This window comes from Methylobacterium nodulans ORS 2060 (assembly GCF_000022085.1).
Taxonomy (GTDB): domain Bacteria; phylum Pseudomonadota; class Alphaproteobacteria; order Rhizobiales; family Beijerinckiaceae; genus Methylobacterium; species Methylobacterium nodulans.
The window spans coordinates 188,494-213,146 of sequence record NC_011887.1 but is presented as its reverse complement, the minus strand read 5'-3'; the positions used below and the strand labels follow the sequence as shown (position 1 = coordinate 213,146).

Below are 24,653 nucleotides of genomic sequence, written 5' to 3'. Positions count from 1 at the left end.
AGCAGGATCAACTTAACGATCGGCCATTCTGGATTTGTGCCACTGATGCAAATCCAGATTGACTTTGTCTCGACCCCTGCCTGATTATACAATCTCCAGTTTGAACTCCACATTGTTGCATCCCCAATGGAGATGACGGCGCGAACCGGCGCGTTCGCTCCGCGCGCATCCGAGCCGCGTCGACCTCGACCTCCAGACCGACGAGTACGGCGTACGGCAGTGACGCTCACCCCCACGCAGCGCGACAACGACCTTGTATGGTCCTGGGATGAGATGGTGCGGGTTGATTTTGAAGCGATCTGGGTCCTGGGTCCAGGCTTGGCAGATGGCCTGAAACGGTGTCCTCCACTTGAGCGACTTGTGGTGCTTGGCGAAATTGCAGGCCGTGACAAAGGCCAAGACATGCGCCTGCAGGCTTTAGTGGAAGATCTTGACGGTCGCATCCTTGATCGTCCGGTTCATGCGCTCGGCCTGACCGGTGGTCCCAGGATGGTCGGGCTTGGTCAGCCGATGCTCGATGCCGCGCTCGATGCAGACGCGGTCGAAGATGGGCGGCCCGAGAAAGCGCCGGCTCGGTCCGGTCCTCTTCTTGGGCAGGTCGGCGAAGGCCATGCCGTTGTCGGTCAGCACCGTGTGGATCTTGTAAGGGAAGGCCGCCACGATATTCCTGAGGAAGGTGGCCCCTTCCATCGTGCCGGCACAGTCGTGGAACTCGACATAAGTGAACTTCGAGACCCGGTCGATGGCCAGGACCATGACCAGCTTGCCATCGGCATGGCGCAGCTTGCAGCTGTGCACGGAGCCGATCGCGTCAGTCTTGAACCGCTTGCGTGCCTCGGCCGTCTCGGCGGCCGGAAGGCGGGAGATGCCGTGCCGGTGCAGGCAGCGATGCAGGGCCGAGCGGCTGAGACGGGGGATGGTCTCGCGCAGGCAGCCGAGGACAGCGTCGAGAGGCAGCAGGGTCCTGCGCCGGAACTCGACGATGATGGCTTCCTCGGCCGGGGTCAGGACCGTGCTTCTGGGCGCCTTCGAGCCCATCGGCGCATCGGCCGCCGTCCCATTCCGGCCGCGCCACTTGGCGACCGTCTTCGGATTCAGCCTGTACGGGGCGGCCAGGGCGCGGCTCCTTTCTTGCGACGCTTGGAGCTCGGCGCGTCCTTCGACGGGCTCAGGATGAGGCACGCGGCGGCGTACGGGCGCTGCCGTGAAGAACTCCTGCCACCGTGCATCCTCCGCCTGACGCCTCAGCGCCGATGATGCACCATCACACTCCGGGACTGCACAGCTAGGAGCCTGTCCGAGTAAGCGTCTCGACGGCGGGGCGCGGAGGTGATTCACTCGGCCCATGGCCAAGGTGTTTCGCTCCTGGGATGTCGATCAAGGCTGGCTGCTGCCGCCCTCGTTGCATGAGTTCGTGCCGCCCGGGCATATGGCGCATTTCGTGCGCGACACGGTGCGCGAGGCGCTCGATCTGTCAGCCATCCTCGACACCTATACCGAGGAGCGCGGCTATCCACCCTACCATCCCGGCATGATGGTGGCGCTCCTGCTCTACGGCTACAGCCGCGGCCTGTACTCCTCGCGCCAACTCGCCCGCGCCTGCGAGGAGCGGGTCGACGTTATGGCGGTGACCGGCCTGAACCGGCCCGACTTCCGCACCATCGCCGAGTTCCGCAAGCGTCATCTCGCGGCGCTGTCGGACCTGTTCGTGCAGGTGCTGCGGCTGTGCCAGGCGGCCGGGCTGGTGGGCTTTGCTCATGTGGCGGTGGACGGGACCAAGCTGAAGGCCAATGCCTCGCGCCACAAAGCGATGAGCTACGGCCGGATGAAGACGACCGAAGCGGCCTTGGCGGCCGAGGTCGAGGCGTGGCTTGCCCAAGCTGCCGAGATGGATGCCGCTGAGGACCGCGCGCACGGAATGGATCGGCGCGGCGACGAGACGCCGGACTGGATGGCCGACAAGCAGCGGCGGCTTGCTGCGATCCGCGCCGCCAAGGCCGCCCTGGAAGCCGAGGCCGCCGATCCGCCCGCCCCTGAGGACGAGAGCGGGCCGGGCGCCTCGTCGGGCATGCGTTGGCAGGGGCGGCCCCTGCGCGGCGAGGACGGCGGCCCACCCGACCGGGCACAGCGCAACTTCACCGAGCCGGACAGCCGGATCCTGCCCACCCGCGACGGGTTCGTGCAGGGCTACAATGGCCAGATCGCGGTCGATGCGGCGCATCAGGTGATCGTGGCGCAGCGGCTCGTGACCAACGCAGCCGACTATCGTGCCCTGGTGCCGCTGATCGACGACGTCTCTGCTCATCTCGGACGCAAGCCGCGCGAGGTCTCGGGCGATGCCGGTTTTGCCACCGAGGCGAACCTGACGGCGCTCCAGGCGCGTCGGATCCGGGGCTACCTGCCGCCCGGCCGAGCGCGTCACGGCGAGGCCCATGCGGCTGGACGGCGCAAGCTGACGAAGATGCCGCTGATGAGCGCGATGGCTCAGCGGCTGAAGCGGGCTGGGCGCCGGAGCCGCTACCGCCTGAGAAAGCAGGTGGTCGAGCCGGTCTTCGGGCAGATGAAGCAGGCCAGAGGTTTTCGGCAGTTCCTGCTGCGCGGTCTTGAGCAGGTCCGAGGCGAGTGGGCGATGATCTGCACCGCCCATAACCTCCTGAAGCTGGCGCAGGCCGCGCGCTAAGCCTGTGGCGCGGAATCCATCCGCCCAGATCTCAACCTCAATCCCAACGCATCAACCCGTTACTCGGACGGGCTCCTAGTCATCCTCGCCCTTGCCGCCCTCGGCATCTATCTGTTCATGGCGCACACTGGGCACGTGCTCAGCGCCCTGCCGTACCTGCTATTGCTCGCCTGTCTGCTGATGCACCTGTTCATGCACCACGGTCCCCGCCATGATGCACGGCGCGATGGCTGATATGGGTGGGATGATGGGCAGCATGGCCATCTTCGGCCTGCTCGTCCTTCTTCTCCTGATCCTCGCGATCGCCGCCCTGATCAAGTTCCTATTGGCACGCTGAAGCGCTGCCACGGTGCACCCGCGCCACCACCGCTCTTTTCGCGGCGACCAGGCTGTGCGATGGAAAGGCGTGATGTTCTGGAAGGCCCTCATGCGGCTGCTGGCAACCCTTGCGGTCGTCAGCCTGGCCCTGGCCCCGGTGACCACCTCTGTCGCGGCCGCCGCACCGGGCATGTCCGCTGCCATGGTCGATCACGCTGTGGACCCAGCTGAGCCGATGGACGGCATGGCCGCCACGGCCATGGACGACATGCCGTGCTGCCCGCCGGCCAAGCCCGCCATGCCGGACTGTCAGAAGGGCTGCCCGCTGGCCGCCCTGTGTCTGGCTAAATTGGCTCCGGCCCTGCCCGCTGGTATCGGTGTGCCCATGCCGGTGGCGGTCGCTCAGACCGCGCCGTGGTGGGTGTCTGCGGCGTTCCGCAGTTTGGCCCCGCCGCCACCGTCCGAACCGCCCCGCGCCTGAACCCGAGACTGCCGGCCTCTTTTGAGCCGGCTGATCCCGCGCGCCTGCGCGCGGCTGTCCTCGTGTTCAGGAGACCTTTTGCCGTGACGACACCTCCCTTCTCGCGCGCGCCGCCTCGGCCGCGCTGCTCGGCTGCGCCCTGATCGGCGTGGCTCGGGCCGACATCAAGGACTACGAGTTCCAGCTCGTCAAAAACGAGGTCAAGCAGGGCGACGCCACCCTCGACGTGCGGCTGGTCGACAAGCGCACCGGCAAGCCCGTGCCGGACGCCGTGATCTTTGCCAAGCGCATCGATATGGCGCCCGACAGCATGGAGGAGATGACCTCCAAGATCGAACAGCTGCCGTCGCCGGAACCCGGCATCTACCGCTTCAAGGCCAAGCTCTCGATGGCCGGCGGCTGGCGCCTGTCGCTCGGAGCCAAGGTCCAGGGCGAGACCGGCACGGTCGAAAACAAGCTGGTGCTCAAGGCTGTCAAATGAGCAGGTCGGCCTGGCTGGCCGGGACCCTCGCCGCATTGGCGGCGGGGGGTGCCGGCTATTGGGCCGGGCACGGGAGCAATCCCGCGCCCGCGCTCCTCGACCGTGCCCGCACGGAATTCGCCCTTTGGCTGCCGCCGGCCGCGGCCCCGCCCCCGGCAGCACCCGCACCCGCGCCGCGCGGCCCGGTGGTCTACTACCAGGATCCGGATGGCAGGCCGGCCTACAGCCTGGAGCCCACCCGCACGCCGGACGGCCGGGCGTTCCGGCCCGTGCACGCCAGCGAGGACATCCATTTCGAGACGGACGACATGGAGGCCGATGGCCCCGCCGATCGTCCGCCGGACGCCCCGGCCGGTGGGGAGAAAAAACGGATCCTCTACTACCGCAACCCGATGGGCCTGCCGGACACCTCGCCGGTGCCGAAGAAGGACTCGATGGGGATGGACTACCTGCCCGTCTATGCGGGCGAGGACACGGACGGCAGCGCCGTCACCATCTCGCCGGGCAAGATCCAGCGCACTGGCGTGCGCTCTGAGACGATCGAGCGCCGCGTGCTGTCGCAACCGGTCCGCGCGCCCGGCACCGTCGAGGAGGATGAGCGGCGGGTTTCGGTGATCGCCACGCGGACGGACGCCTTCGTCGAGACGGTCGAGAGCGTCACCACCGGTGACCATGTCCACAAGGGCCAGCCGCTGCTGCGCCTGTTCTCGCCCGAGATCAACGCCGCCGCGGCGCAGTATCTGTCGGCCATCGGCTACGAGGGCGCTCGCCGCCGCCTGGAAAACCTGGCGATCCCGCCCGAGGTGATCGATGAGATCGAGCGAACCCGCAAGGTCCCGGCGGCGATCACCTGGACGTCGCCGCGCGACGGCGTGGTGGTCGAGCGCAATGTTTCGGACGGCATGCGCGCGCAGGCCGGCGCCGTGCTGTTCCGAATCGTCGATCACAGCCGGGTCTGGGTCCTGGCCGATGTGCCCGAGCGCGATCTGGCTGCCGTGGCCGAGGGCCAGCGCGCCATTGTGCGCGCCCGTGCGTTCCCGGACCGAGCGTTCACCGGCACGGTGACGCGGATCTATCCGCACCTGTCGACGGGCACGCGCACCGCGCGCCTGCGCATCGAGCTGCCCAACCCCAACGGCGACCTGCGCCCGGCCATGTACGCGGATGTCGAGATTACCACCGGCAGCGACGCACCGGTGGTCGCCGTACCCGATGATGCGGTGATCGACACCGGCACGCGCCAGGTGGTCATTCTCGACAAGGGCGAGGGACGATTCGAGCCGCGCGAGGTCAAGGTCGGCCGCCGAGGCGACGGCTATGTGGAGATCCGCGAGGGTCTGCAGGCCGGGGCCCAGGTGGTGACCGCGGCCAACTTCCTGATCGACGCCGAAAGCAACCTCAAAGCCGCGCTGCAGAGCATGGCCGCGGCCACTCCCGCCCCGGAGGCCGCCCGATGATCGCGCGCCTGATCGGCTGGTCCGCCCGCAACCTGGTGCTGGTGCTGATCGGCACCGTGTTTGCCGTCGCCGCCGGCCTCCATGCCCTGCGCACGCTGCCGTTGGATGCCATTCCGGACCTCTCGGACGTCCAGACCATCGTCTACACCGAATATCCCGGCCAGGCGCCGCAGGTGGTCGAGGACCAGGTCACCTACCCGCTGACCACCGCCATGCTGACGGTGCCGAAATCCAAGGTGGTGCGGGGGTTCTCGTTCTTCGGGGTGTCGTTCGTCTACGTGATCTTCGAGGACGGCACCGACCCCTATTGGGCGCGCTCGCGCGTGCTCGAATACCTCAGCACCGCCGCCAGCCGCCTGCCGGCCGGCGTGACGCCCGGCCTGGGGCCCGACGCCACCGGTGTCGGCTGGGTCTACCAGTACGCGATCCTGGCCAAACAGAAGACGCTGGCCGAGCTGCGTTCGCTGCAGGACTGGGTGGTGCGCTTCGGCGCCTCCCGCGCCGAGGGCGTGGCCGAGGTCGCCAGCGTCGGCGGCTTCGTCAAGCAGTACAACGTGGTGGTCGATCCCAACCGCCTGCGCGCCCTGGGCCTCCCGCTGACGAAGCTGCGTGAGGCGATCCGGGCCAGCAACACCGATGTCGGCGGCCGGACGGTCGAATTGTCCGAGTTCGAGTTCATGGTGCGCGGCCGGGGCTATCTCAAAAGCCCGGCCGACCTCGAGAACATCGTCCTGAAGACCGAGGGCGGCACGCCGCTGCGCTTGCGCGATGTCGCCCGGGTCGAGCTCGGTCCCGACGAGCGGCGCGGCCTGACCGAGCTCAACGGCGACGGCGAGGTGGCCGGCGGGATCATCCTGCAGCGCTTCGGCGCCAATGCCCTCACGGTGATCGAGAGCGCCAAGCAGCGCCTGGCCGAAATCGCCCACAGCCTGCCCGCGGGCACCGAGATCGTGCCGGTCTACGACCGCTCGCAGCTGATCGACGCCGCGATCGAGACGCTGAAAAGTACACTGATCGAGGAAAGCCTGATCGTCGCGCTGGTCTGCGTGGTCTTCCTGTTGCACCTCAGGAGTGCTCTGGTGGCGATCCTGATGCTGCCGGTCGGCATCCTGATGGCCCTGGGCGCCATGCGCTTCCTGGGGATCGGTGCCAACATCATGAGCCTGGGCGGCATCGCCATCGCGGTCGGCGCGATGATCGATGCGGCGATCGTGATGATCGAGAACGCCCACAAGCACCTGGAGCGGGCGCCGCCCGACGCGCCGCGCACGCAGATCCTGATCGACGCGGCCGGCGAGGTCGGTCCCTCGCTGTTTTTCAGCCTTCTCGTGATCACGGTCTCGTTCCTGCCGATCTTCACCCTGGAGAGCCAGGAGGGTCGGCTGTTCGGGCCGCTGGCCTTCACCAAGACCTTTGCCATGGCCGCCGCAGCGCTGCTGTCGGTCACGCTGGTGCCGGCGCTGATGGTGGTGTTCGTGCGCGGCAGGATCATCCCGGAGCACAGGAACCCGCTCAACCGCCTGCTGATCCGGCTCTACCGGCCGGTGATCCGCGGCGTGCTGCGCGCGCGCCTGCTGACCATCCTCTTGGCCGTGGTGGCGCTTGGCGCCACCGTCTGGCCGGCCCGCCAGCTCGGCTCGGAGTTCATGCCCGAGTTGAACGAAGGCACCCTGATGTACATGCCGACCACCCTGCCGGGCGTGTCGATCACCAAGGCGGCCGAGCTGCTCGCCACGCAGGACCGGATCATCAAGAGCTTCCCGGAAGTGGCCTCGGTCTACGGCAAGGCCGGCCGGGCGAACACGGCGACCGATCCGGCCCCGACCGAGATGTTCGAGACGATCATCAATCTGAAGCCGAAAGCCGAGTGGCGCCCGGGCGTGACGCTGGCGAGCCTCAAGGCCGAAATGGATGCCGCGCTGCAGTTTCCGGGCGTGTCGAACGCCTGGACCCAGCCGATCCGCGCACGCATCGACATGCTGGCGACCGGCATCCGCACGCCGGTCGGCGTCAAGATCTTCGGCACCGACCTTGGCGCGATGGAACAGGTCGCCCGCCAGGTCGAGGCGGTGATCCGTGCCGTGCCGGGCACGGCGAGCGCCTATGCCGAGCGGGTGATCGGCGGCTACTTCCTCGACATCACGCCCGACCGGGAGGCGCTGGGCCGCTACGGCCTGATGGTCGGCGACGTGCAGGACGTGATCGCCATGGCCCTGGGCGGCGAGAGCGTCACCACCACCGTCGAGGGGCGCGAGCGCTACACGGTCAATCTGCGCTATCCACGCGCCTTCCGCGCCAGCCCACAGGCGATTGCCGGCGAGGTGCAGGTGCCGTTGCCGGCAGGTGGCACCGTGCCCCTGGGCGAGGTCGCCAAGGTCCAGCTGACCCGCGGGCCGACTTCGATCCGCACCGAGAACGGCCGGCTGGCCGTCTACCTGTTCGTGGACATCAGCGGGCGCGATCTCGGCGGCTACGTCGCCGCGGCCCAGGCGGCGGTGGCGCATGAGGTGAAGCTGCCGCCGGGCATGAGCCTCCAGTGGAGCGGCCAGTTCGAGTACCTGGAGCGGGCCGAGGCGCGCCTGCGGATCGTCGTGCCGCTGACCCTGCTGGTGATTGTCCTGCTGCTGTACCTCAACTTCCGCCGCCTGACCGAAACCCTGATCGTGATGCTGTCACTGCCGTTTGCGCTGGTCGGCGGCGTGTGGCTGCTGTGGTGGATGGGGTTCAACCTGTCGGTGGCGGTGGTGGTCGGCTTCATCGCCCTGGCGGGCGTCGCGGCCGAAACCGGGGTCATCATGCTCGTCTATCTCGACCATGCCCTGGCCGAGGTCCGGGCGGTGCGCGACAAGGCCGGCCAGCCGCTCACGCGGGACGACCTGCGCCAGGCCATCATGGTCGGCGCGGTCGAGCGCGTGCGCCCCAAGATGATGACCGTGGCGGCGATCATGGCCGGGCTGCTGCCGATCCTGTGGAGCACCGGTGCCGGCTCGGAGGTGATGCAGCGCATCGCCGTGCCGATGATCGGCGGAATGGTCTCCTCGACCGTGCTGACCCTGGTGGTGATCCCGGCCGTCTATGCCCTGATCAAGGGGCGGGGCCTGCCCCGCGCGGCTGGGACTGCAGCGCCACCGGCGGTTGCCGCCCAGTCCTACCGCCACGCCGCTGAGTAACGTTCTGCCTGGAGTGCTGTGATGATCTCTCGTCCGCCCCTCACCCGCCGGACCCTGCTGGCCGGTCTGGGCAGCCTGGTCGCCGTTGTGCCGCTGCGTGCCGCCGCGGGGAGCTTGCCGCGGGTCGCCGTGACCAAGGACCCGAACTGCGGCTGCTGCGAGGCCTGGGTGGCGCACCTGCGCACGGCCGGTTTTCCGGTCGCGGTGACCACCGGCCCGGTCGCGCCGCTCAAGGCCACACTGGGTGTGCCGCGGGCGCTGGCGTCTTGTCATACCGCCCAGGTTGGGGGCTACGTGATCGAGGGCCATGTCCCTGCCGAGGCGATCACCCGGCTGCTCACCGAGAAACCCGCCGCCACCGGACTTGCGGTGCCCGGCATGCCGATCGGCTCGCCCGGCATGGAGGTCGAAGGCATGGACCCGGACACCTACGAGGTGGTGCTGTTCGGGCCCGCCGGAACGCGCACCTTCGCCCGTTACCGTGGCGCGACCCTGCTCTAAGCAGCCATCCGCAAGCCCTGGTAATGGCGGGGCGATCCAAGGCGCCCGCACGGCGTGCGCACGCATCAAGGGGGCCCATGGGCCCCCTGGTCGTTCCATTCGTCCGCCGGATCGGTTCAGAAGTGATGATGCCGGCGATGATGGCGGTGTCCCCCATACTGCACCTGATGCAGCATCTCGGGCTCCGCCTGCGCCGCCAAGCCGGCGGCCCCGCTCAACGGTGAGGCCTGAGCGCTAGAGCGCTCCCCGCCGAAGTGGATACCGGTTCGGCGTGAGGGAGCGCGAAAAATCAAAGACTGAAGAGCCGTGGCCGTTTCAACCGAAACGGGCACGGCTCTCGTCGAGAACGCTCCCGCGAACGAGGCTGTAGCGGCCACCGCAAACGCGAACAGCAGCGGCAGAGATCGTCTGAATATTCCACTCTCCCTTGAACGCCTGCCGCATGCATTTGGCAGGTGATCATCGGAGCTGTCTGGCCGAATGCCAATGCGAGATCCCATATAGGCAGTCAAATAGATACATTCTGTCAAGCTTGATCATAGTCTGGCTGGTACTGTCATCATGACTTGTTATACCGGAGGTCTGATGTCTTAAAACGCACATTTCCGCTGCTAATCTGAGCAAATACTGGACGCGCGGCCGAGCACGCGTTGCCGCGGCCGAAAAACAAGCTGCGCCCGAATGTACAGAAAACGATGGGAAATCTTACACGCGGATTGAATCGTGCCCGGCGCTCCAGCCCCCAAGCCGCCCGTGTCAGGAAACCCTGTCAGGAAATCAAAGGTCTGGAAAACGCTCGCAACCGGACATTCCTCACATGCACCGCGAAGGACCGCTTGGGGTCATTCTCTTCCGTTCAGCGGGATGTTGCCGGTGACGCTGCATTGGAACGACGCGACGCCTTGGAGAAGCAGGGGAGGGGATCCGACGGGTCGTTCAGGTCCTGCTGGCATAGAACTGCATCCAAGCCGAGGGTGTTCGGCAACGTGCCAGTGAACTAAACCGCTTCCGCGGTAGGGCGTTTTGCAAGCAGTTGGCGTGATTGGCCCGGCGAGGCCTGTCTGAAGATCGCGGGGTCCACCTCGTCTCGGACAGGAGCCCCTCATGGGATCGACCACCACCATCTTCCCGATCGTGGTGGCCGGCGGCCGTGCCGTCGATGCGTTGCGCTCGATCGCTGTTGCACCACGACACGCTCGATCCAGGGCTCGCGGGGCAGGTTCATGAAGCTGTTGGCGACCATGAAGACGTGCAGCCCGTAGCGTGCGGCGACCCGGTAGACCTTGTCCTTCACCGAACAGGCGTCTGCGTCGACGAAGATCGCAATCTGATCAGGCTGGCTCATGGCTGCCCTTCCAAGCCGGCAATAGGGTCATCTCCCAGTCCGCTTGGCCATCCTAGAGGCTGCTTTCGGCCCACTGCCGAACCCCAGAGAGTATGCGATTAACCGGCGCCCTTGGCGCATCTGAGCCATTTGTGCGCCACGCCGCGAGCCGGGGGCGCTGGAAGAACGTCCAGGCGGGCGGCACTGCTGCTGAACCAGGATCGCATGATCCAGAAGTGGGCCGGCATGACCATGGACAGCAACGACCACACTGCAGGATTGCGGGAGTTGCGGGAACCGGAACCCGATCACTCGCGACAAGCCGCACGTGTCTGTCGAACGAGACAATTGATAGGCGCGTGTCCGTGGAACATCCGGAATGTGGATCTTTACACGGACGCGCTAAAGGAACCACTTTGACCTGAAGCGGTCTTTCGGGTGCCCGGTGTCAGCACTCGATCTCTTCGGCGATCTGCGCGTTATACGGGTGTTTTTCGTCGAGCATTCCGGGAGGCGAAATGCTCAGTGCCACCCGTGGCGATCTCCCCATCGGGGTTGATGACGTCCTCATCACGGCGGAGCTGGCCAGCCGCCCCTCCCGCACGCCCGACTATGAGGCGGAGAGCCGGGCGCTCGGCCTGTTGGCGCAGGAGATGGCCACCAACCCGGACCGCGTGCTCCAGAGATGCGCCGAGCTGGTCATCGAGCTGTGCCACGCCGACTCGGCCGGCATCAGTATCCTCGAACCGGGCGGCACGACCGGCATCTTCCGCTGGCACGCCGCAGCAGGCAGGTTTGCGGCTAACCTGCACGGGACCATGCCGCGGGAGGCGAGCCCCTGCGAGACCGTCATCGCCCGCAACAGCGTGCTCCTGTTCAACGAGGCGGAACGGTTCTTCCCCGACCAGCGCCGTGTCGTGCCGCCCGTCTACGAGAGCCTGCTCGCCCCTTGGCAGCTCAACGGGAAGCCCATCGGCACGCTCTGGGCGCTCAAGCACACGCCCGAAGGACGGTTCGACGCGGAGGACGCGCGGCTGCTGCAAAGCCTCGCTCGCTTTGCCTCCGCGGCCTACCAGATGACCTCTGCCCTGAAAGAGGCCAAAGCTGGGCGCGAGGAGCTGGAGTGGCGGGTGGCGGAACGGACCATCGCCTACTCCCAGGCCTACAATGCAGCGCAGACCAGCGAGGCGCGCCTGCGGGCGGCGCTGGAGATCGAGACGGTCGGCGCAATCTATCTCGCCCCCGAAGGCCTGATCATCGATGCCAACGGTGCCTTCCTGGCGATGGGCGGCTACAGCCGTGCGGACCTGGAGGGGGGCCGCCTCACGTGGCAGACGCTCACCCCGCCGGAATGGATGGCAGCCTCCGAGCGAGCTTTGGCTGAGCTGAAGGCGACCGGGCAGAGCCCGCCCTACGAGAAGGAGTATTTCCGCAAGGACGGCTCGCGCTGGCACGCCCTGTTCGCGGGCAAGCTGCTGCCGGATGGCTTGATCTTCGAGTTCGTGCTCGACATCACCGCCCGCAAGCAGGCCGAACAGGCCCTCGCCACCGAGCTCAAGGCAATGACGCGGCTGCATGAGCTGAGCCGGCAGGTGGTCAACGGGGCCGGGCTGCAGGCGGCGCTCGACGCGATCCTGGACGCGGCCATGGACCTGCACGGCGCCGACTTCGGCGACATCCAGCTTTATGATGAAGAGACCAGGACGCTGCGCATCGCCGCCCAGCGCGGCTTCGGGCAGCCGTTCCTCGATCACTTTGCCGAGGTTGATGCCGCTGAGGACTCCGCCTGCGGCGTCGCCCTGGCTCGCCGGGAGCGGGTGGTGATCGAGGATGTGGAGCAGGAGCCGGCCTTTGCTCCGAGCCTGGAGGCGGCGCGTGCAGCCGGCTATCGAGCGGTGCAGTCGACACCCCTGTTCACGCCCACTGGCGAGACGCTTGGCATGCTCTCCACCCACTTCCGCCAGCCACACCGCTTGTCCGATCTCGATCTCAGGCTCATCGACGTCTACGGCCGTCTGGCGAGTGACACCATCGCATGGATGCGCGCCGAGACGGCCCTGCGCGAGAGCGAGGCCCGGCTCGCTCATGAACTCGACGGCGCCCGGCAGCTCCAGCGGATCAGCTCGGAGCTGCTCCCGGAACAGCGCCCGGCGGCCCTCTACGAGCAGATCCTGGATGCCATGATGGCGGTCATGGGCTCACAGGCCGCGAGCATGCAGATCCTCGATCCGGACACGGGAACCCTGAAGCTCCTGGCTTGGCGAGGCTTTCACCCGGACGCGGCGGCGTTCTGGGATCGCGTCGATTCCAACTCCGCGAGCACCTGCGGCGAGGCGCTGAAGACGGGCCGGCGCACCCTAGTCAGCGACATCGAGAGCTGCGGGTTCATGGCGGGAACCAAGGACCTCGAGGCCTACCGCCGCTCCAACCTGCGCGCGGTTCAGTCGACCCCCCTGATGTCTCGCACCGGGCGCGCGCTCGGCATGGTCTCGACTCACTGGCGGGAGCCCCATGAACCAAGCATCGATGACTTCAGCCGCTTCGATGTGCTGACCCGACAGGCCGCCGACCTGATCGAGCGGGCGCAAACGGAAGCGGCTTTGCGCGAGAGCGAGGAACGCTTCCGCCAGTTCGGCGAGACCTCGTCGGATCTGCTCTGGATCCGAGACGCCGATACGCTTCGGTTCGAGTATCTCAACCCGGCCTTCGACACGATCTACGGCGAGTGCCGTGACAGGGTCATGGGTGACAACACCATCGAGCAATGGGCCGAGTTGACCCATCCGGACGACCGCAAGCAGGCGCTGAACACCCTCGACCGCCTCCGCAGGGGCGAGTTCGTCGAGCACGAGTTCCGGATCGTGCGGCCCTCTGACGGGCAGGTGCGTTGGATCCGCGACACGGACTTTCCGCTTTTGGACGTCGCGGGCCAAGTGCAGCGGATTGCCGGCATCGCCAAGGACGTGACGAAGCAGAAGGAGACGGCCGAACGGATGAAGGTGCTGGTGGCCGAGCTCCAGCACCGCACCCGCAACCTGATCGGGGTGGTGCGCTCGACCTTCGACCGGACGCTCGCCAAGAGCTCTTCGCTTGACGAGCACCGGGACGCCTTCCACGGCTGCCTGGCGGCGCTGGCGCGGGTCAATGGATTGCTGTCGCGGCTCAATGAGGGCGACCGGATCAGCTTCGACGAACTCCTCCAGGCCGAGCTGGCCGGGCAGGGAGTGATGGATCGCGAAGAGCACGGGCCGCAGGTGACCCTGGCGGGACCGAAAGGCGTGCGCCTGCGCTCATCAACCGTGCAGACCCTTGCGTTGGGTCTGCACGAGCTGGTGACCAACGCCGTGAAGCACGGGGCGCTCTCCCAGCCTGAAGGTCGACTTCTCGTACAGTGGTGTGTGATCCACGGAGATCACGGCGAGCCGCGCTTGCGGGTGGAGTGGCAGGATAGCGGCGTGCCCGTAGCCCTGTCGCCCGAGGGGCAGCCGCCGCGGCAGGGCTACGGGCGTGAGCTGATCGAGCGGGCACTGCCGTACCAGCTCGGGGCCGAGACGGCCTACGAGCTCACGCCTGACGGCGTGCGCTGCACGATCACGCTGCCGATCTCAACACGCCAAGTGGAGATTGTGGATGCCTGACCTTCAATCTGCTTCGAGCCTGCGGAACCGGCGCATCATGGTAGTCGAGGACGAGTACTACATCGCCGACGACCTGCGGCAGACCTTCGAGGCGAGCGGCAAGCCGGCGGGTTCGATCCGAGTTACCTGATCTCGCAACAGCCAGCCTGAGGGCAGGACGCAGTCTGGCCAAAGTTGAACCCTCTCGAGGGCGGCCCGGAGATCGTAGCCGGGCGGCAGACCACGGATTCCGGTGTTGCGGGGCCCCAACTCGCGCAACACAGCGAACCAGCCGTAGCAGGCCACACCCTCTGCGAGCGTGGGATCGAGGCGCTCGTGTAGAAATGACGGGAGCTGGTCATCAGAGACGTGCCACTCGACCATGTCGGCCACTGCTCCGAGGTGCGCTCGGGCGACCTCGACCGGCATCGAGTTCAAGGAGACGGCATAGGCTGCGTGCGGCCCGAAGACTTGGCGCGCTCCGAGGACGGAGAGGCGCAGGGCCTCAAAGCCGCGGCTGTTGACGTGGCCGATTGTCCATCTGACCCCGACCTATTTGCCGAGATCTTCCTGCCTTATCGGCACCATCCACTTGCACCTAGCTGAGACCGTGGTGCTAAATTCGTTGTCGCATCCGCAATCGGGCGTTATTCACCTGTGAGACATTCAAAGTTTTGACAGGCCCGAGGCAGGCAGCGCACTTCCCGTGCCTTCTACGGTCCGACAGGACCAGGACGAGTTTGCCTTCGGTCGGGTCAGAGCAATCGCGCTGCCGCCAGAGGCTCTCCACGCCAAGTCCGAGGCATGTGTGAGGCAATCGCTGAACGGGGGGATGACCCGTTGCCGACCTTCGAGTGTGAGAGCCGAATGTCCGGTTGCGAGCGCCCCCCGGACATTCGGCTTTGGGATGAAGTTAGAGCGCGCGCAAACCAGGCGGTCATCAGGCAAGGGGCTGAGGCGTCTGGTTCAGCGCCCGAGCCGACTTTCCAACTCACGCCTCCTTGCCGCTTTTGCCCTGAGCGCCACCACCCTGTGTAGTTCCCGTTGCTTCAACGTTGATGCGTTCGGCGATCTGCGTGAGCAACTGGTCGGTCTTCTTCTCCTCCTGCAACGTCTCATCCAGCAACTTGGCGGCGTCCTTGTAGCCGAGCTGGATCGCCCAGGTCTTGAGCGTGCCGTAGCGGGCAATCTCGTAGTGCTCGACGGCTTGGGCGCAGCCGACCAGCACCGCATCGGCGGCGGGGCTGTCGCCGAAATCCTCCAGATCCTCTTCCATCTCAGCCGTCAGCCCCTGCATCGCCTCGCAGGTCTTGCCGCGGGCCGGCTTGCCGATGAGGTCGAACACCTCCTGCAGGCGCTCGACTTGGTTCGCACTCTCCTCGGCATGCGTCTCGAATGCCTGTCGCAACTCTTCGTTTTCGGCTGCTTTGGCCGAATTCTTCAGCGCCCGGACGGACTGCCGCTCAGCATAGTACACGTCCCTCAGCGTCTCATAGAACGCATCCTGCAATGTCTTCGGCTTAGCTGCCATGGGCATCTCTCTGGCGAAATTGGCAAACACGAGGCGCTGCTTTACCAGCCGCGCGGCGTGGTCTCATCAGAACGCGCAGGGCGGGTCGAAGGTCCCCATGATTGTCGGTGTGGGCACGTTGCGAGGCGAGGACCCTGCTCGGTCCCCTGCCGCCGGATGAAGGTGCCCCGGTGGGCGCATCAGCCGTCCTCGGCCGCGATGATCACGCCCTCATGCGGAGATAGCCGGATGCAGCCGTCGATCCGCTCGCCGTCGCGGTCGAGGACTGTTCCGAGGACGACCCGACCGCGGCAGTCCAAGGTCGGCGCCACGTCCGAGGCGCTGAGGTTCAACGCTATGACGAGCCCCGACCCGTCGAGCCAGCGCGCGTAGGCGAGCACGCCGCCTTCGCTCAGGATCCGCCGGTAGCGGCCGGCCTGCAGCTCCGGCCTGTCGCGCCGCAGGCCGGTGAGCCGCCGGTACAGCGCCAGCAGCGAGCACGGATCCTCCTCCTGCTCGGCCACGGTCGATCCGAGCGGCAGCGGTCCCGTTGGCAGCCACGGCTCGCCGGTGGTGAAGCCCGCACCCGACTCGGGCGCCCAACGCAAGGGCACCCGGAACGGGTCGCGGCTCAGGCCGTAGCCCGGCACGCACCGCTCGAACGGATCTTGCCCCAGCGCAGGCGGCACCGGGACGTTCTCCATCCCGATCTCGTCACCTGCGTACAGGATCGGCGTGCCCGGCAGCGTCATGAGCAGCATCGCGGCGACCCGCGCCTGCTCGGGGCCGAGGCGGCTGGCGATCCGGGGCTTGTCGTGGCTCCCCAGCACCCAGTCGGGCCAGGCGCTCTCCGGCATCGTGTCGAGGAAGGCCTGGACTGCACGGCCGACGGCGTCCGGCTTCCAGGGCACCTCCAGCAGACGGTAGTTCAGCGGCAGGTGGAGGCGCGGCTCGTCCTCGCCGTAGAAGCTCGGCAGCTTGTCTGGAGTGGTATCGACCTCGCCCAACAGCACGCGATCCGGGAACTCGTCCACCACGCGACGCAGTTCGGTCAAGTAACCGCGGGTGACCGCCTGGCTGTCCGTCCGGGTGCGCCGGAAGCGCTCGGGGCGCGGCGTGTCGCCGTCGAAGTCCGGGTTCGGCGGCTCATCCCGAAGGAGCGCGTCCTCAGCCAGGACTGCGGCGGCATCGACGCGGAAGCCGTCGACGCCGCGTCGCAACCAGAAGCGCATCGCGTCGTGAATCGCCGCTCGGACCTGAGGGTTGCGCCAGTTCAGGTCCGGCTGCTCGGGCAGGAAGGCGTGATAGTAGGACTGGCCGGTCGTGGGATCGTAGGCCCAGGCGCTGGCGCCGAACCGGCTGAGCCAGTTGTTGGGCGGCAGAGGCCCGGGAACCGGATCCGCCCAGATGTACCAGTCGCGCTTCGGGTTGTAGCGGGAGGACCGGCTCTCGATGAACCAGGGGTGCTGATCCGAAGTGTGGTTGGGCACGAGGTCGAGGATCAGGCGGATGCCGCGGTCGTGCAGGGCCGTGAGCAACCGGTCGAAGGTGGCGAGATCGCCGAAGCAGGAGCCGACGCCGGTGAAGTCGGCGATGTCGTAGCCAGCATCGAGCAGGGGCGAGGGATAGATGGGCGTCAGCCAGACCGCCCCGATGCCGAGCCGGGCGAGGTAGTCGACGCGCGAGAGGATTCCGGCGAGATCTCCGATGCCGTCGCCATTCGAGTCCTGGAACGATGGCGTGAAGATCTGATAAATGACCTCCTGCTGCCACCATGGTCTATCTGCCGGTGAATGAGCATCATTCAAGCGTGACCGATCGAGTTTGTCAGCAGTCTCTCTCATCAGCTCTATCTGCGCAGGCCCGCAGCCGGACCATGGCTGCACCCGGGACCAACTGCTGGCGAGGCGCTTAGTTCGAGCCGATATGCCAAAATTTCGAGTCGGGGCTTAATGTAGGTTATCAGCATAGCATAGATTAATTGGCGCGGGCTCAGTAGCTTTCCGCGTGCCGACACCTTGAAGGGGGTAAACCAGACTACGTCTGCAGCCAAGCGGTTTCAGCACGACGAATTTGGAGCCTGGTTCGAGGCTGCGCGTTCATCCGCAGGGCCAGCGTCACTGGCATCGCGACGTTTAGCCTCTCGTTCTGCCCGGAGTTCACGCTCAGCAAGCAGCCAGAATTCAACCTCAAACCCACTCGGGCAATGATTGCGCTCCCAGATGTCGTAAGCGCGCGTCCTGATTTCTTCAATGCTGATCTCGCTAGCAGGGGCCATCTGAATTTCCTCCACTACGTCCAGGCCGGAGGCACATGAGCAGCGGCCTTGTCACTCTTTAGGTCTCCGACGGATGGCCTCATGGCGGGTAGACTAGGCCGTCCATCTGGAGTTCGCTGATCGTCGCCCTCCAACTCGTCCTCGGGATTGCGGTGCTTTGGGTCCGATAACCCGGACAACGCTCGTCTGGATCGGCCTTGCAATCATAGCACTGGCGGCAAGCTGGATCGTGATGGTAATTGGCTCACGCTAAAAGCCGTCGGTCCTTCGGCCGCGTTACCCGTTCAGCGCATAGAAGAGATAATAGCCTGACACCGCTGTCGCCTCTCTCGCAGCCTTTGCCTTGAAGCCAGCCGGGGTCGAGTCACTGGCAGAGACCGTCCCGGCATACTCCCAGGCCTCCTCCCAGGCCTCGCTTTGGACGAAGGTCGGTACTGGCCGATCCTGGCGGACGGCGCAGCACAGGGCGGGTTTCCCCTTGCGACGAAAAAGATTGTAGGCCTCCAGCAGCGGCATGCTGCCTCCTCTCTGCAATCATGCATGCCACCGCAAAGCATGGAGAGAACGGGGCGGCATCTACATAGAACAGTCTCGGCCGTGAAGAGGTTGCCGGATCGTACCTCAAGCTTGATGGTTCTAAGCTCAGGATTGAAGTGGCTCCGCTTGATGGGCGAGGCGCTCCGCGCGTCCCGTCTCCACGGAGCGACGGCAGGTCTCGCCAGTCCCACGCCATGCTCTCTCGCATGGCTAGACGACGTTGAGGTGACGCCTTGCCGAAATCAGATTGGGACCGCCTTACCAGGCTTGATCCTCAGCCGTACAGCAAGCTTATCGGAGAGGTGGCCACATAGCTCCAGATCCTCGTCAGCGCCGATAGCAGCCCTTGCTGCATCGAGTGCGCCCGAGGCATCGCTTGCTCTCACGGCGTAGACACGAAAGCAGGCACTATGCTGTGAGCCCACCGCAACTGTGAAAGCTTTTTGTTTCTTCTTACGCATTGCCGGCCTTACTATTAGCCAAATTGGACTGCGGCGCTGATTCAAGGTTGCAGCGGATATCAGTCTGCTTCATTGCCCGTAGTCTCGACATCACGAGGATCGGGAACATAGTCGCACCAAGCGCAACGGCCTTGGGGAGCGACAACCGCTATGTTCCTCTGCGAGCAGAGAGGGCATACATGTAAGATAATTCTATCCCCCATCAAGGAAGCGCTACCGCGTCCCCTGAAGGTAATGCTCGAACGCATTTCAAATTCTGACACAACCAGTACTCCGTGACGCCACTATCGGACGGAACTACAACGGGGTGAGTGGCTCGATTGTTTCACAGGTTGCTTGTGAGCATTGCCATGATTGGATTGCACCCAAAAATTGCTGCTGCGGTCTGCGGCATGCCTAACACGCTCGTTGAGCGCCGCGGTGTTCTGCCGCAAGACGAGAGAAAGAGATGGAAGCCCATACTCCTCCACACCAGCTCTGAGCCCCCTGCTTGGGCGCCCAACATGCCTGCGCAAATCCCAGCCGAAACATCGGAAAGGCTCTGGCTCCCATTTGGCATTCATCGCAATTAAGCAGGGCTGGTTGTGAATTGAATAGACGCTGCCATCTGCCATAAGAACATTGATAATCTGTCATGGTTCCATTGGCATCGACGTCGCGAGCCTATCATGGATTAATTGTGAGGAATCCCCGATATTTTTGTCCACTCCCCGGAACAGCGAAAGCGCTTCGGCTACCCTGTGGTGACAAAGCCGCTCGACGGCAATCATGGCCGTGGCGTCTCAGTTGGACTCGCGAGCCCTGAGGAGGTTGCCGAGGGCCGTAAAGGGAAGAACATGGCAAGCACACCAGATCGATAGATCTTGTGTACCGGCGAGTTCTGGTAGTTGAGGACGAGTATCTCCTCGCTTATGACCTAGCCCGGGCTCTCCAGAAGCTCGGCGCCTTCGTGGTGGGGCCGGTACCGGAGCTGGAGCAAGTATTAGCGCTACCCGCCGATGAGCCGATGGACGCAGCTGTACTGGACGTCAACCTGAAAGGCCAGTTCGTCTTCCCCCTCGCGGATGCTCTGAGGGAGGATGGCGTGCCGTTCGTCTTCGCCACAGGCTACAATGAGTCCGCCATACCGGGCGCCCACAAGGATGTGCCTCGTTGGGAGAAACCGTTCAAACCAGAGGACCTCACCAGAGCTTTGCCGGAGATCGTGCAGCAATCGAAAGAATGCTGCTGGCGAAACCGCAGGGAAGATCCTCCTGAGCGCGGTTCCCTGCTGCTGCGTGCGAAGCGAAGCAGCAGGCATGGCTGCACCCTCACAGACGTAAATGCAGGCGGTAACCTGCCCCCTTAATGTCACGGCACGATCGAGAAGCATCAAATCCCTGGCGGACGGCATGGTCGTCGTCCGCCATCTCCGGGCGGACCCGCGCATGGGCAGCGATCTAGGCTCCTCCCCGCAAGACCTGCTGGCTGACGAGGCTGAGCTGTTCCAGATCATCGTCGAGAGTGCCCTCGATTTCGCGATCTTTACCATCGATGAGAGCGGCATTGCCACCAGCTGGAACACGGGTGCCGAGCGCCTTCTCGGTCTCGCCCGCTCCGAAGCCATCGGCGAAAGCGCCGACGTGATCTTCACGCCGGAGGATCGCGCAGAGGGCATCCCTGAGGCCGAGCGGCACAAGGCCCCAGGCCGAGGACGAGCGCTGGCACCTGCGCAAGGACGGCTCCCGCTTCTTGGGGTCAGGGCCTTCTCCTGCCGCTGCGCGATGGTGTCCCGGGTTTCGCCAAGATCATCCGCGATCGCATTGAAGCTTTCGAGGCCGAGCAGCGGCTCCGGGAGAACGAGGAGCGCTTCCGCCTCCTCGCCACCAGCATCCCGCAGCTCGTCTTCCGCAGCAAGGGCGACGGCAGCCGCACGTGGGGTAGCCCCCAATGGGAAGACAACGCGAGAGTTGTGCCAGCCGCCTACGCCGCCGTGTCGCGTCAGGAGAAGCCGGTCGACATCGCGGCCCTCGCCGCTGAGCTCGCACGGCACGCCAAGTCACGCTGATGGCGGGCAGTCCACCGGGCACTAAGTATTAGTGCAAGCAAACACTGTTAAGCTGGAACTCTGGCCTCTGGTAAGGATTTTCCTACTGTCAGACCCCATGCTGACGGTTTACGCAAGCCATAGCAACTACCCTAGTTTGGCAATCCGTTGTCTCAGGCGCCCGGCAAGGGATCTCCCCTTCGCCGGGCGTTCTGCTATTCGCGATGTTGCGGGCCTTGCAGTGGAGCTCAGGCGCCTCTCACGGTGATGGTGCCGCTCCTGGCAGCCGCCTCGAATGACATCTCACCACCACCCGGACGCGTGAGAATGACCCTGCCATCCACTCTCTTGGCTGATCGCCCGGAGCTGAAGGTGACACTCAGGGCTGCCACTGGTCCACGATGGCCGAGGCGCCCTCGCGATTGGCCATGATGCCGCTCGCGCTATTTCGGTTCTCATGCGATCGGTACTCCGAACGGCTCTGTCCATTCCGATACTCCTTGCGGAGGTCTCGGTAGCCCGCGCCGAGGGCATTTCGCTGCGTCTGCCTCTCGCCTGCGAGCCAGGGCACACCTGCTTCGTGCAGCACTATGTGGACCATGACCCCTCACCCGGCATACGCGATTACGCCTGCGGGTCACAGACCAACGATGGCCATGATGGAACCGACTTCCGTCCCCCTACCCGCGCTGCCGAAGCCCGGGAGGTTGGGACCGTTCTGGCGGCAGCCTCAGGTCGCGTGCTGCGGACCCGCAATGACGTGCCTGACGTCTCAGTACGTGAGACCGGGCGTGCTGCTGTCGCCGGTGTCGAGTGCGGCAATGGCCTCGTGATCGCTCACGCTGGGGGCTACGAGACGCAGTACTGCCATCTCGCCAGGGACAGCCTGAGGGTACGCTCTGGGGACGTGGTGGCTGCCGGTCAGCCTATAGGCCAAGCTGGTCTGTCTGGCGCTACGGAGTTCCCGCACCTGCATTTCACCGTCCGCCAGCACGGTAAGGTCGTCGATCCGTTCGCCCCTGGTGCCACTACAGGCGCCTGCGACGCGGAGGCGAAGCTCGTCAGTGCTCTATGGGACGAGGTAGCCCGAGGTCGTTTGGTCTATCGAGCGGGCACGGTGCTGAACTCGGGCTTTGCGGGTGGCCCCGTGAGTATGGATGCTGTTGAGGCAGAAGCGACTGAGGCCGCAGGACCGAATGCGGATGCACTGGTGGCCTGGGTTCGAGCGATCGGCCTTGCGCCGGGGGACGTTCAGCAACTCAACCTTACAGGGCCGGACGGTAAGGTGATCATTGAGCGTCAGGAGCCGCCCTTGGTGAGGCCACGGGCTCAATCTCTGCTGTACGCTGGGAAGAAGCGTCCACCTGAGGGATGGCTTCCTGGGACCTATACGGCGACGTTCAAGGTGATGCGATCAGGTTCAGCGGCCATAGAGCACACGTTCACGGCGATGCTGCCAACTCAGGTGCCGTAGCGAGGCCGTTGGCAAAGCGTTGGTTCGGGCGGCAGTCACACCAAGAATGCTCCTTCCTGTGCTACTGCGGGCAGTAACGGCTAAGACTGCGCGTCCTACCGCCGCAGGTGCTTTGCTCGCAAGGTGAAGCTGAAACAGTCTCATCCAAGGGCGAGTTGGGTGACCCGCATCGCCCTCGAAACCGAATCCGAAGACGGCATGCTGGTGTTTCGAGACGACACGCTTCTCGCGGTTGTCACTCAGCTTCGCAATTCGGTGCGTGAGGAGTTCGCGGGCCGTTAGCTCATCGAAGCAGAATTCTGGCCTTGCTCACGGACACCATCCCAGGTGTTCGATACTGCTGAGGGCGCAATGCAGTGGGTGAGATACTGTCTCGAAGAGGATTCCGTCATTTGGGAGCATAAAGCTGCGGCTTAGTGACAAAGGCAGGATGTTGAGGCTGCCGCGGCGGCGGTAGCGGGCTCATCTGGGAATGGAAGCGGGTCGCCCGTCTCTCACGAAGGTTGAGCATAGCGGGACAGGGCGGCGCTCACGTGCTTACGTGCTCGTCGCAGGCGCGGCGAGGGTTGAGACCGCGCGGCATCATTTGACCCATATCAGCAGCACGGCTGCGGTGAGGAATAGGGCAACCAAGAACCCAACAATCACGGCCACCAAACGGCGCCGGCGGCTTCTGTGCTCGCCATTGCTCATCGCACGTCCACTCTCGCCAGCCGGTTCGCGGTTCGCACCGCGATGCGCCGCCACGCCGCTGACCTCGTTTCAGCAACTCTCACCACGCGCCCCGGGCTTCGGCTCGGGGCGCTTTTCTGCGCCTGGAGCCTCATCCAGCCAGGGCACATCCCGGCCGACGGTACCCGCTGTCGAACACAGGCTAGAAGCTGAACAGCAAAGCGCCCGGCGGAGGGTTAGGACCTTGCCGGATGTCTGCCATGGCTACTCATAGGGGGTGATCTCTAAACGCCCCATCGTAAAGCATCGTTCCAGGCCAGTTCGCCGAACCTGAATGCGACTGAGTTCGGGCAGCGCATCAAGTCAATTTGTGCTGCGGTGCATATAAAAACTGCTAAATTCATGGTTACATATGTAAGTCTCCATCCATACCAAAATGCGCGTATGGAACATGGCCCATTTGTTCCATGTTGTTCATGGTCCTTGTTGGGAGGTGCTCATGGCGATCATCAACGGCACACCCGGACCGGACCAACTCGTCGGAACGAACGGGCCGGACCTCATCAATGGCTTGGCAGGTGACGACATCCTGCTGGGGCTAGCGGGCAATGACGAGATCAATGGTGGACCTGGTTTCGACCGCATTGACGGCCAGGATGGAAACGACATTCTAGACGGTGGAGATGATGTCGATTACATCGCTGGTGGACTTGGCAATGATACGATTTATGGACGAGGCGGTGCCGATCAGCTGATCGGCGAGGCTGGCGACGACCTGATCTTCGGCAACGAGGGTGACGACTACGCTGCCGGCAATCCCGGCAACGACATCCTGTACGGGGGAGACGGCAACGACTTCTTCGTTGGCGAGGCAGGCTTCGACTATGTGAGCGGCGACAACGGCAACGATTTCGTCAAGGGGGGCGACGACGACGACACCGTGCTCGGCGGCACTGGCGACGATCTCGTCGAGGGCGATCTCGGCAACGACTTCCTCGACGGTGGTGCCGGACGGGATGTGCTCTATGGCGATGCGGGCAACGACCGCATCCTCGCGGGATTGGACGACGATCAAGCGCTCGGCGGGCTCGGTGACGACGTCCTGTTCGGGGAGTTCGGGAACGACTTCCTCCGCGGCGAGGACGGCAACGACTTCATCGGCGCGGGGGCCGGCAACGATGATCTATCGGGCGGCGCCGGCAACGACGCGCTCTACGGCGAGGCGGGCAACGACCTGCTGTTTGGCAATGCCGGCAACGACGAGCTCGTGGGCGGCACCGGCTCCGACACCTTCGGGTTCGGCCGCGGCGACGGCCAGGATCTCATCCGCGATTTCGTGACGGGCGGGCCTGAGCGGGACGTGATCGCCTTCAACGGCGGCGTCTTCACGTCCTTCGCCGCCGTCCAGGCGGCGACCCAGCAGGTCGGCGCCGACGCGGTGATCTCTTACGGCGCGGGCGACACGATCCGGCTGCAGAACGTCCAGGCCTCGAGCCTGACGGCGGCCAACTTCACCTTCAGCTGAAACCTCGGTCTCGAAGGCGGGCGCGATGCGCGCCCGCTGATATCAGCCCGCCCGGCACACCGCCGCGGCGGGCTTCGTCGTTTCAGCCCTCCTCATCCGGCCAGGGCACGTCCCGCCCGACCTGACACATGGTACCCGCTT

The 24,653-nt window shown here is 65.2% G+C and carries 19 protein-coding genes and 2 pseudogenes; 15 read left to right on the top strand and 6 right to left on the bottom strand.

The genetic code is table 11. The features are described 5' to 3' along the window. Nucleotides 1-255: 255 nt before the first annotated feature. A pseudogene (locus tag MNOD_RS39415) lies at nt 256-1,222 on the bottom strand (integrase core domain-containing protein); the annotation flags it as partial. A 123-nt stretch (nt 1,223-1,345) separates the two neighbouring features. On the opposite strand from MNOD_RS39415, the gene MNOD_RS39410 reads away from it, so the two are divergent. The 8 genes from MNOD_RS39410 (at nt 1,346) to MNOD_RS39385 (ending at nt 9,088) form a co-directional block, all read left to right on the top strand. Then, the gene (locus MNOD_RS39410; RefSeq protein ID WP_012631188.1) at nt 1,346-2,680 is read left to right on the top strand and encodes an IS1182-like element ISMno8 family transposase; all 1,335 of its coding nucleotides are present in this window, start codon (nt 1,346-1,348) and stop codon (nt 2,678-2,680) included. Nucleotides 2,681-2,797: 117 nt separating this feature from the next. Continuing rightward, nucleotides 2,798-2,914, top strand: a complete 117-nt coding sequence (locus MNOD_RS50910) for a DUF2933 domain-containing protein (RefSeq protein ID WP_083786744.1) — start codon at nt 2,798-2,800, stop codon at nt 2,912-2,914. Further along, the gene (locus MNOD_RS50225; protein WP_012631187.1) at nt 2,892-3,017 is read left to right on the top strand and encodes a hypothetical protein; all 126 of its coding nucleotides are present in this window, start codon (nt 2,892-2,894) and stop codon (nt 3,015-3,017) included. The genes MNOD_RS50910 and MNOD_RS50225 overlap by 23 nt, the downstream gene beginning before the upstream one ends. 72 nt (nt 3,018-3,089) lie before the next feature. Next, a complete protein-coding gene (locus MNOD_RS39405; RefSeq protein WP_012631186.1) occupies nt 3,090-3,479 on the top strand; it encodes a hypothetical protein in 390 nt (129 codons plus the stop codon). A gap of 148 nt (nt 3,480-3,627) precedes the next feature. After that, nucleotides 3,628-3,960: a FixH family protein gene (locus MNOD_RS39400; protein WP_244424890.1), complete on the top strand. Its 333-nt coding sequence runs from the start codon at nt 3,628-3,630 to the stop codon at nt 3,958-3,960. Then, complete coding sequence (locus MNOD_RS39395) at nt 3,957-5,417, top strand: efflux RND transporter periplasmic adaptor subunit (RefSeq protein ID WP_012631185.1); 1,461 nt, start codon at nt 3,957-3,959, stop codon at nt 5,415-5,417. The genes MNOD_RS39400 and MNOD_RS39395 overlap by 4 nt, the downstream gene beginning before the upstream one ends. After that, nucleotides 5,414-8,587 (top strand): efflux RND transporter permease subunit, encoded by a 3,174-nt coding sequence (locus MNOD_RS39390; RefSeq protein ID WP_012631184.1) that lies wholly within the window; start codon nt 5,414-5,416, stop codon nt 8,585-8,587. Before MNOD_RS39395 ends, MNOD_RS39390 begins: the two co-directional genes overlap by 4 nt. Nucleotides 8,588-8,608: 21 nt before the next feature. Then, the gene (locus MNOD_RS39385) at nt 8,609-9,088 is read left to right on the top strand and encodes a DUF411 domain-containing protein (RefSeq protein ID WP_012631183.1); all 480 of its coding nucleotides are present in this window, start codon (nt 8,609-8,611) and stop codon (nt 9,086-9,088) included. Between the two features lie 1,165 nt (nt 9,089-10,253). Here MNOD_RS39385 and MNOD_RS39380 read toward each other — a convergent pair. Next, nucleotides 10,254-10,433 (bottom strand): annotated as a pseudogene (locus MNOD_RS39380) (DUF188 domain-containing protein); the annotation flags it as partial. A gap of 497 nt (nt 10,434-10,930) precedes the next feature. On the opposite strand from MNOD_RS39380, the gene MNOD_RS49765 reads away from it, so the two are divergent. Together MNOD_RS49765 and MNOD_RS47660 are read left to right on the top strand one after the other, a co-directional pair. Further along, on the top strand, nt 10,931-14,050 hold the full coding sequence (locus MNOD_RS49765) for a GAF domain-containing protein (protein WP_012631180.1): 3,120 nt from the start codon (nt 10,931-10,933) through the stop codon (nt 14,048-14,050). Next, the gene (locus MNOD_RS47660) at nt 14,043-14,180 is read left to right on the top strand and encodes a response regulator (RefSeq protein ID WP_157091835.1); all 138 of its coding nucleotides are present in this window, start codon (nt 14,043-14,045) and stop codon (nt 14,178-14,180) included. Before MNOD_RS49765 ends, MNOD_RS47660 begins: the two co-directional genes overlap by 8 nt. A gap of 840 nt (nt 14,181-15,020) precedes the next feature. Here the strand turns inward: MNOD_RS47660 and MNOD_RS39370 are convergent. The 4 genes from MNOD_RS39370 to MNOD_RS39360 all read right to left on the bottom strand — a co-directional run bounded on the left by MNOD_RS39370 (nt 15,021) and on the right by MNOD_RS39360 (nt 18,333). Then, nucleotides 15,021-15,560: a YciE/YciF ferroxidase family protein gene (locus tag MNOD_RS39370; RefSeq protein ID WP_012631179.1), complete on the bottom strand. Its 540-nt coding sequence runs from the start codon at nt 15,558-15,560 to the stop codon at nt 15,021-15,023. A gap of 179 nt (nt 15,561-15,739) precedes the next feature. Then, a complete protein-coding gene (locus MNOD_RS39365; protein ID WP_012631178.1) occupies nt 15,740-17,383 on the bottom strand; it encodes an alpha-amylase family glycosyl hydrolase in 1,644 nt (547 codons plus the stop codon). Nucleotides 17,384-17,598: 215 nt separating this feature from the next. Further along, entirely contained in the window at nt 17,599-17,817 is a 219-nt protein-coding gene (locus MNOD_RS45265; protein WP_012631177.1) for a DUF2934 domain-containing protein, read from the bottom strand. 276 nt (nt 17,818-18,093) lie between these two features. Further along, on the bottom strand, nt 18,094-18,333 hold the full coding sequence (locus tag MNOD_RS39360) for a hypothetical protein (protein WP_012631176.1): 240 nt from the start codon (nt 18,331-18,333) through the stop codon (nt 18,094-18,096). Nucleotides 18,334-19,680: 1,347 nt separating this feature from the next. Between MNOD_RS39360 and MNOD_RS45255 the strand changes: the two genes are divergently transcribed. From MNOD_RS45255 to MNOD_RS39335, 5 genes are all read left to right on the top strand, one after another. Next, nucleotides 19,681-20,163: a response regulator gene (locus MNOD_RS45255; RefSeq protein WP_012631174.1), complete on the top strand. Its 483-nt coding sequence runs from the start codon at nt 19,681-19,683 to the stop codon at nt 20,161-20,163. Further along, nucleotides 20,138-20,887, top strand: a complete 750-nt coding sequence (locus tag MNOD_RS50905) for a PAS domain S-box protein (protein ID WP_157091833.1) — start codon at nt 20,138-20,140, stop codon at nt 20,885-20,887. Before MNOD_RS45255 ends, MNOD_RS50905 begins: the two co-directional genes overlap by 26 nt. A 411-nt stretch (nt 20,888-21,298) precedes the next feature. Then, nucleotides 21,299-22,315, top strand: coding sequence for a M23 family metallopeptidase (locus MNOD_RS45245; protein WP_012631172.1), 1,017 nt, complete (start codon nt 21,299-21,301; stop codon nt 22,313-22,315). A gap of 159 nt (nt 22,316-22,474) precedes the next feature. Further along, the gene (locus tag MNOD_RS50220) at nt 22,475-22,597 is read left to right on the top strand and encodes a hypothetical protein (RefSeq protein ID WP_280113521.1); all 123 of its coding nucleotides are present in this window, start codon (nt 22,475-22,477) and stop codon (nt 22,595-22,597) included. Nucleotides 22,598-23,486: 889 nt separating this feature from the next. Further along, the gene (locus MNOD_RS39335) at nt 23,487-24,512 is read left to right on the top strand and encodes a calcium-binding protein (protein WP_012631170.1); all 1,026 of its coding nucleotides are present in this window, start codon (nt 23,487-23,489) and stop codon (nt 24,510-24,512) included. Nucleotides 24,513-24,653 lie beyond the last annotated feature (141 nt).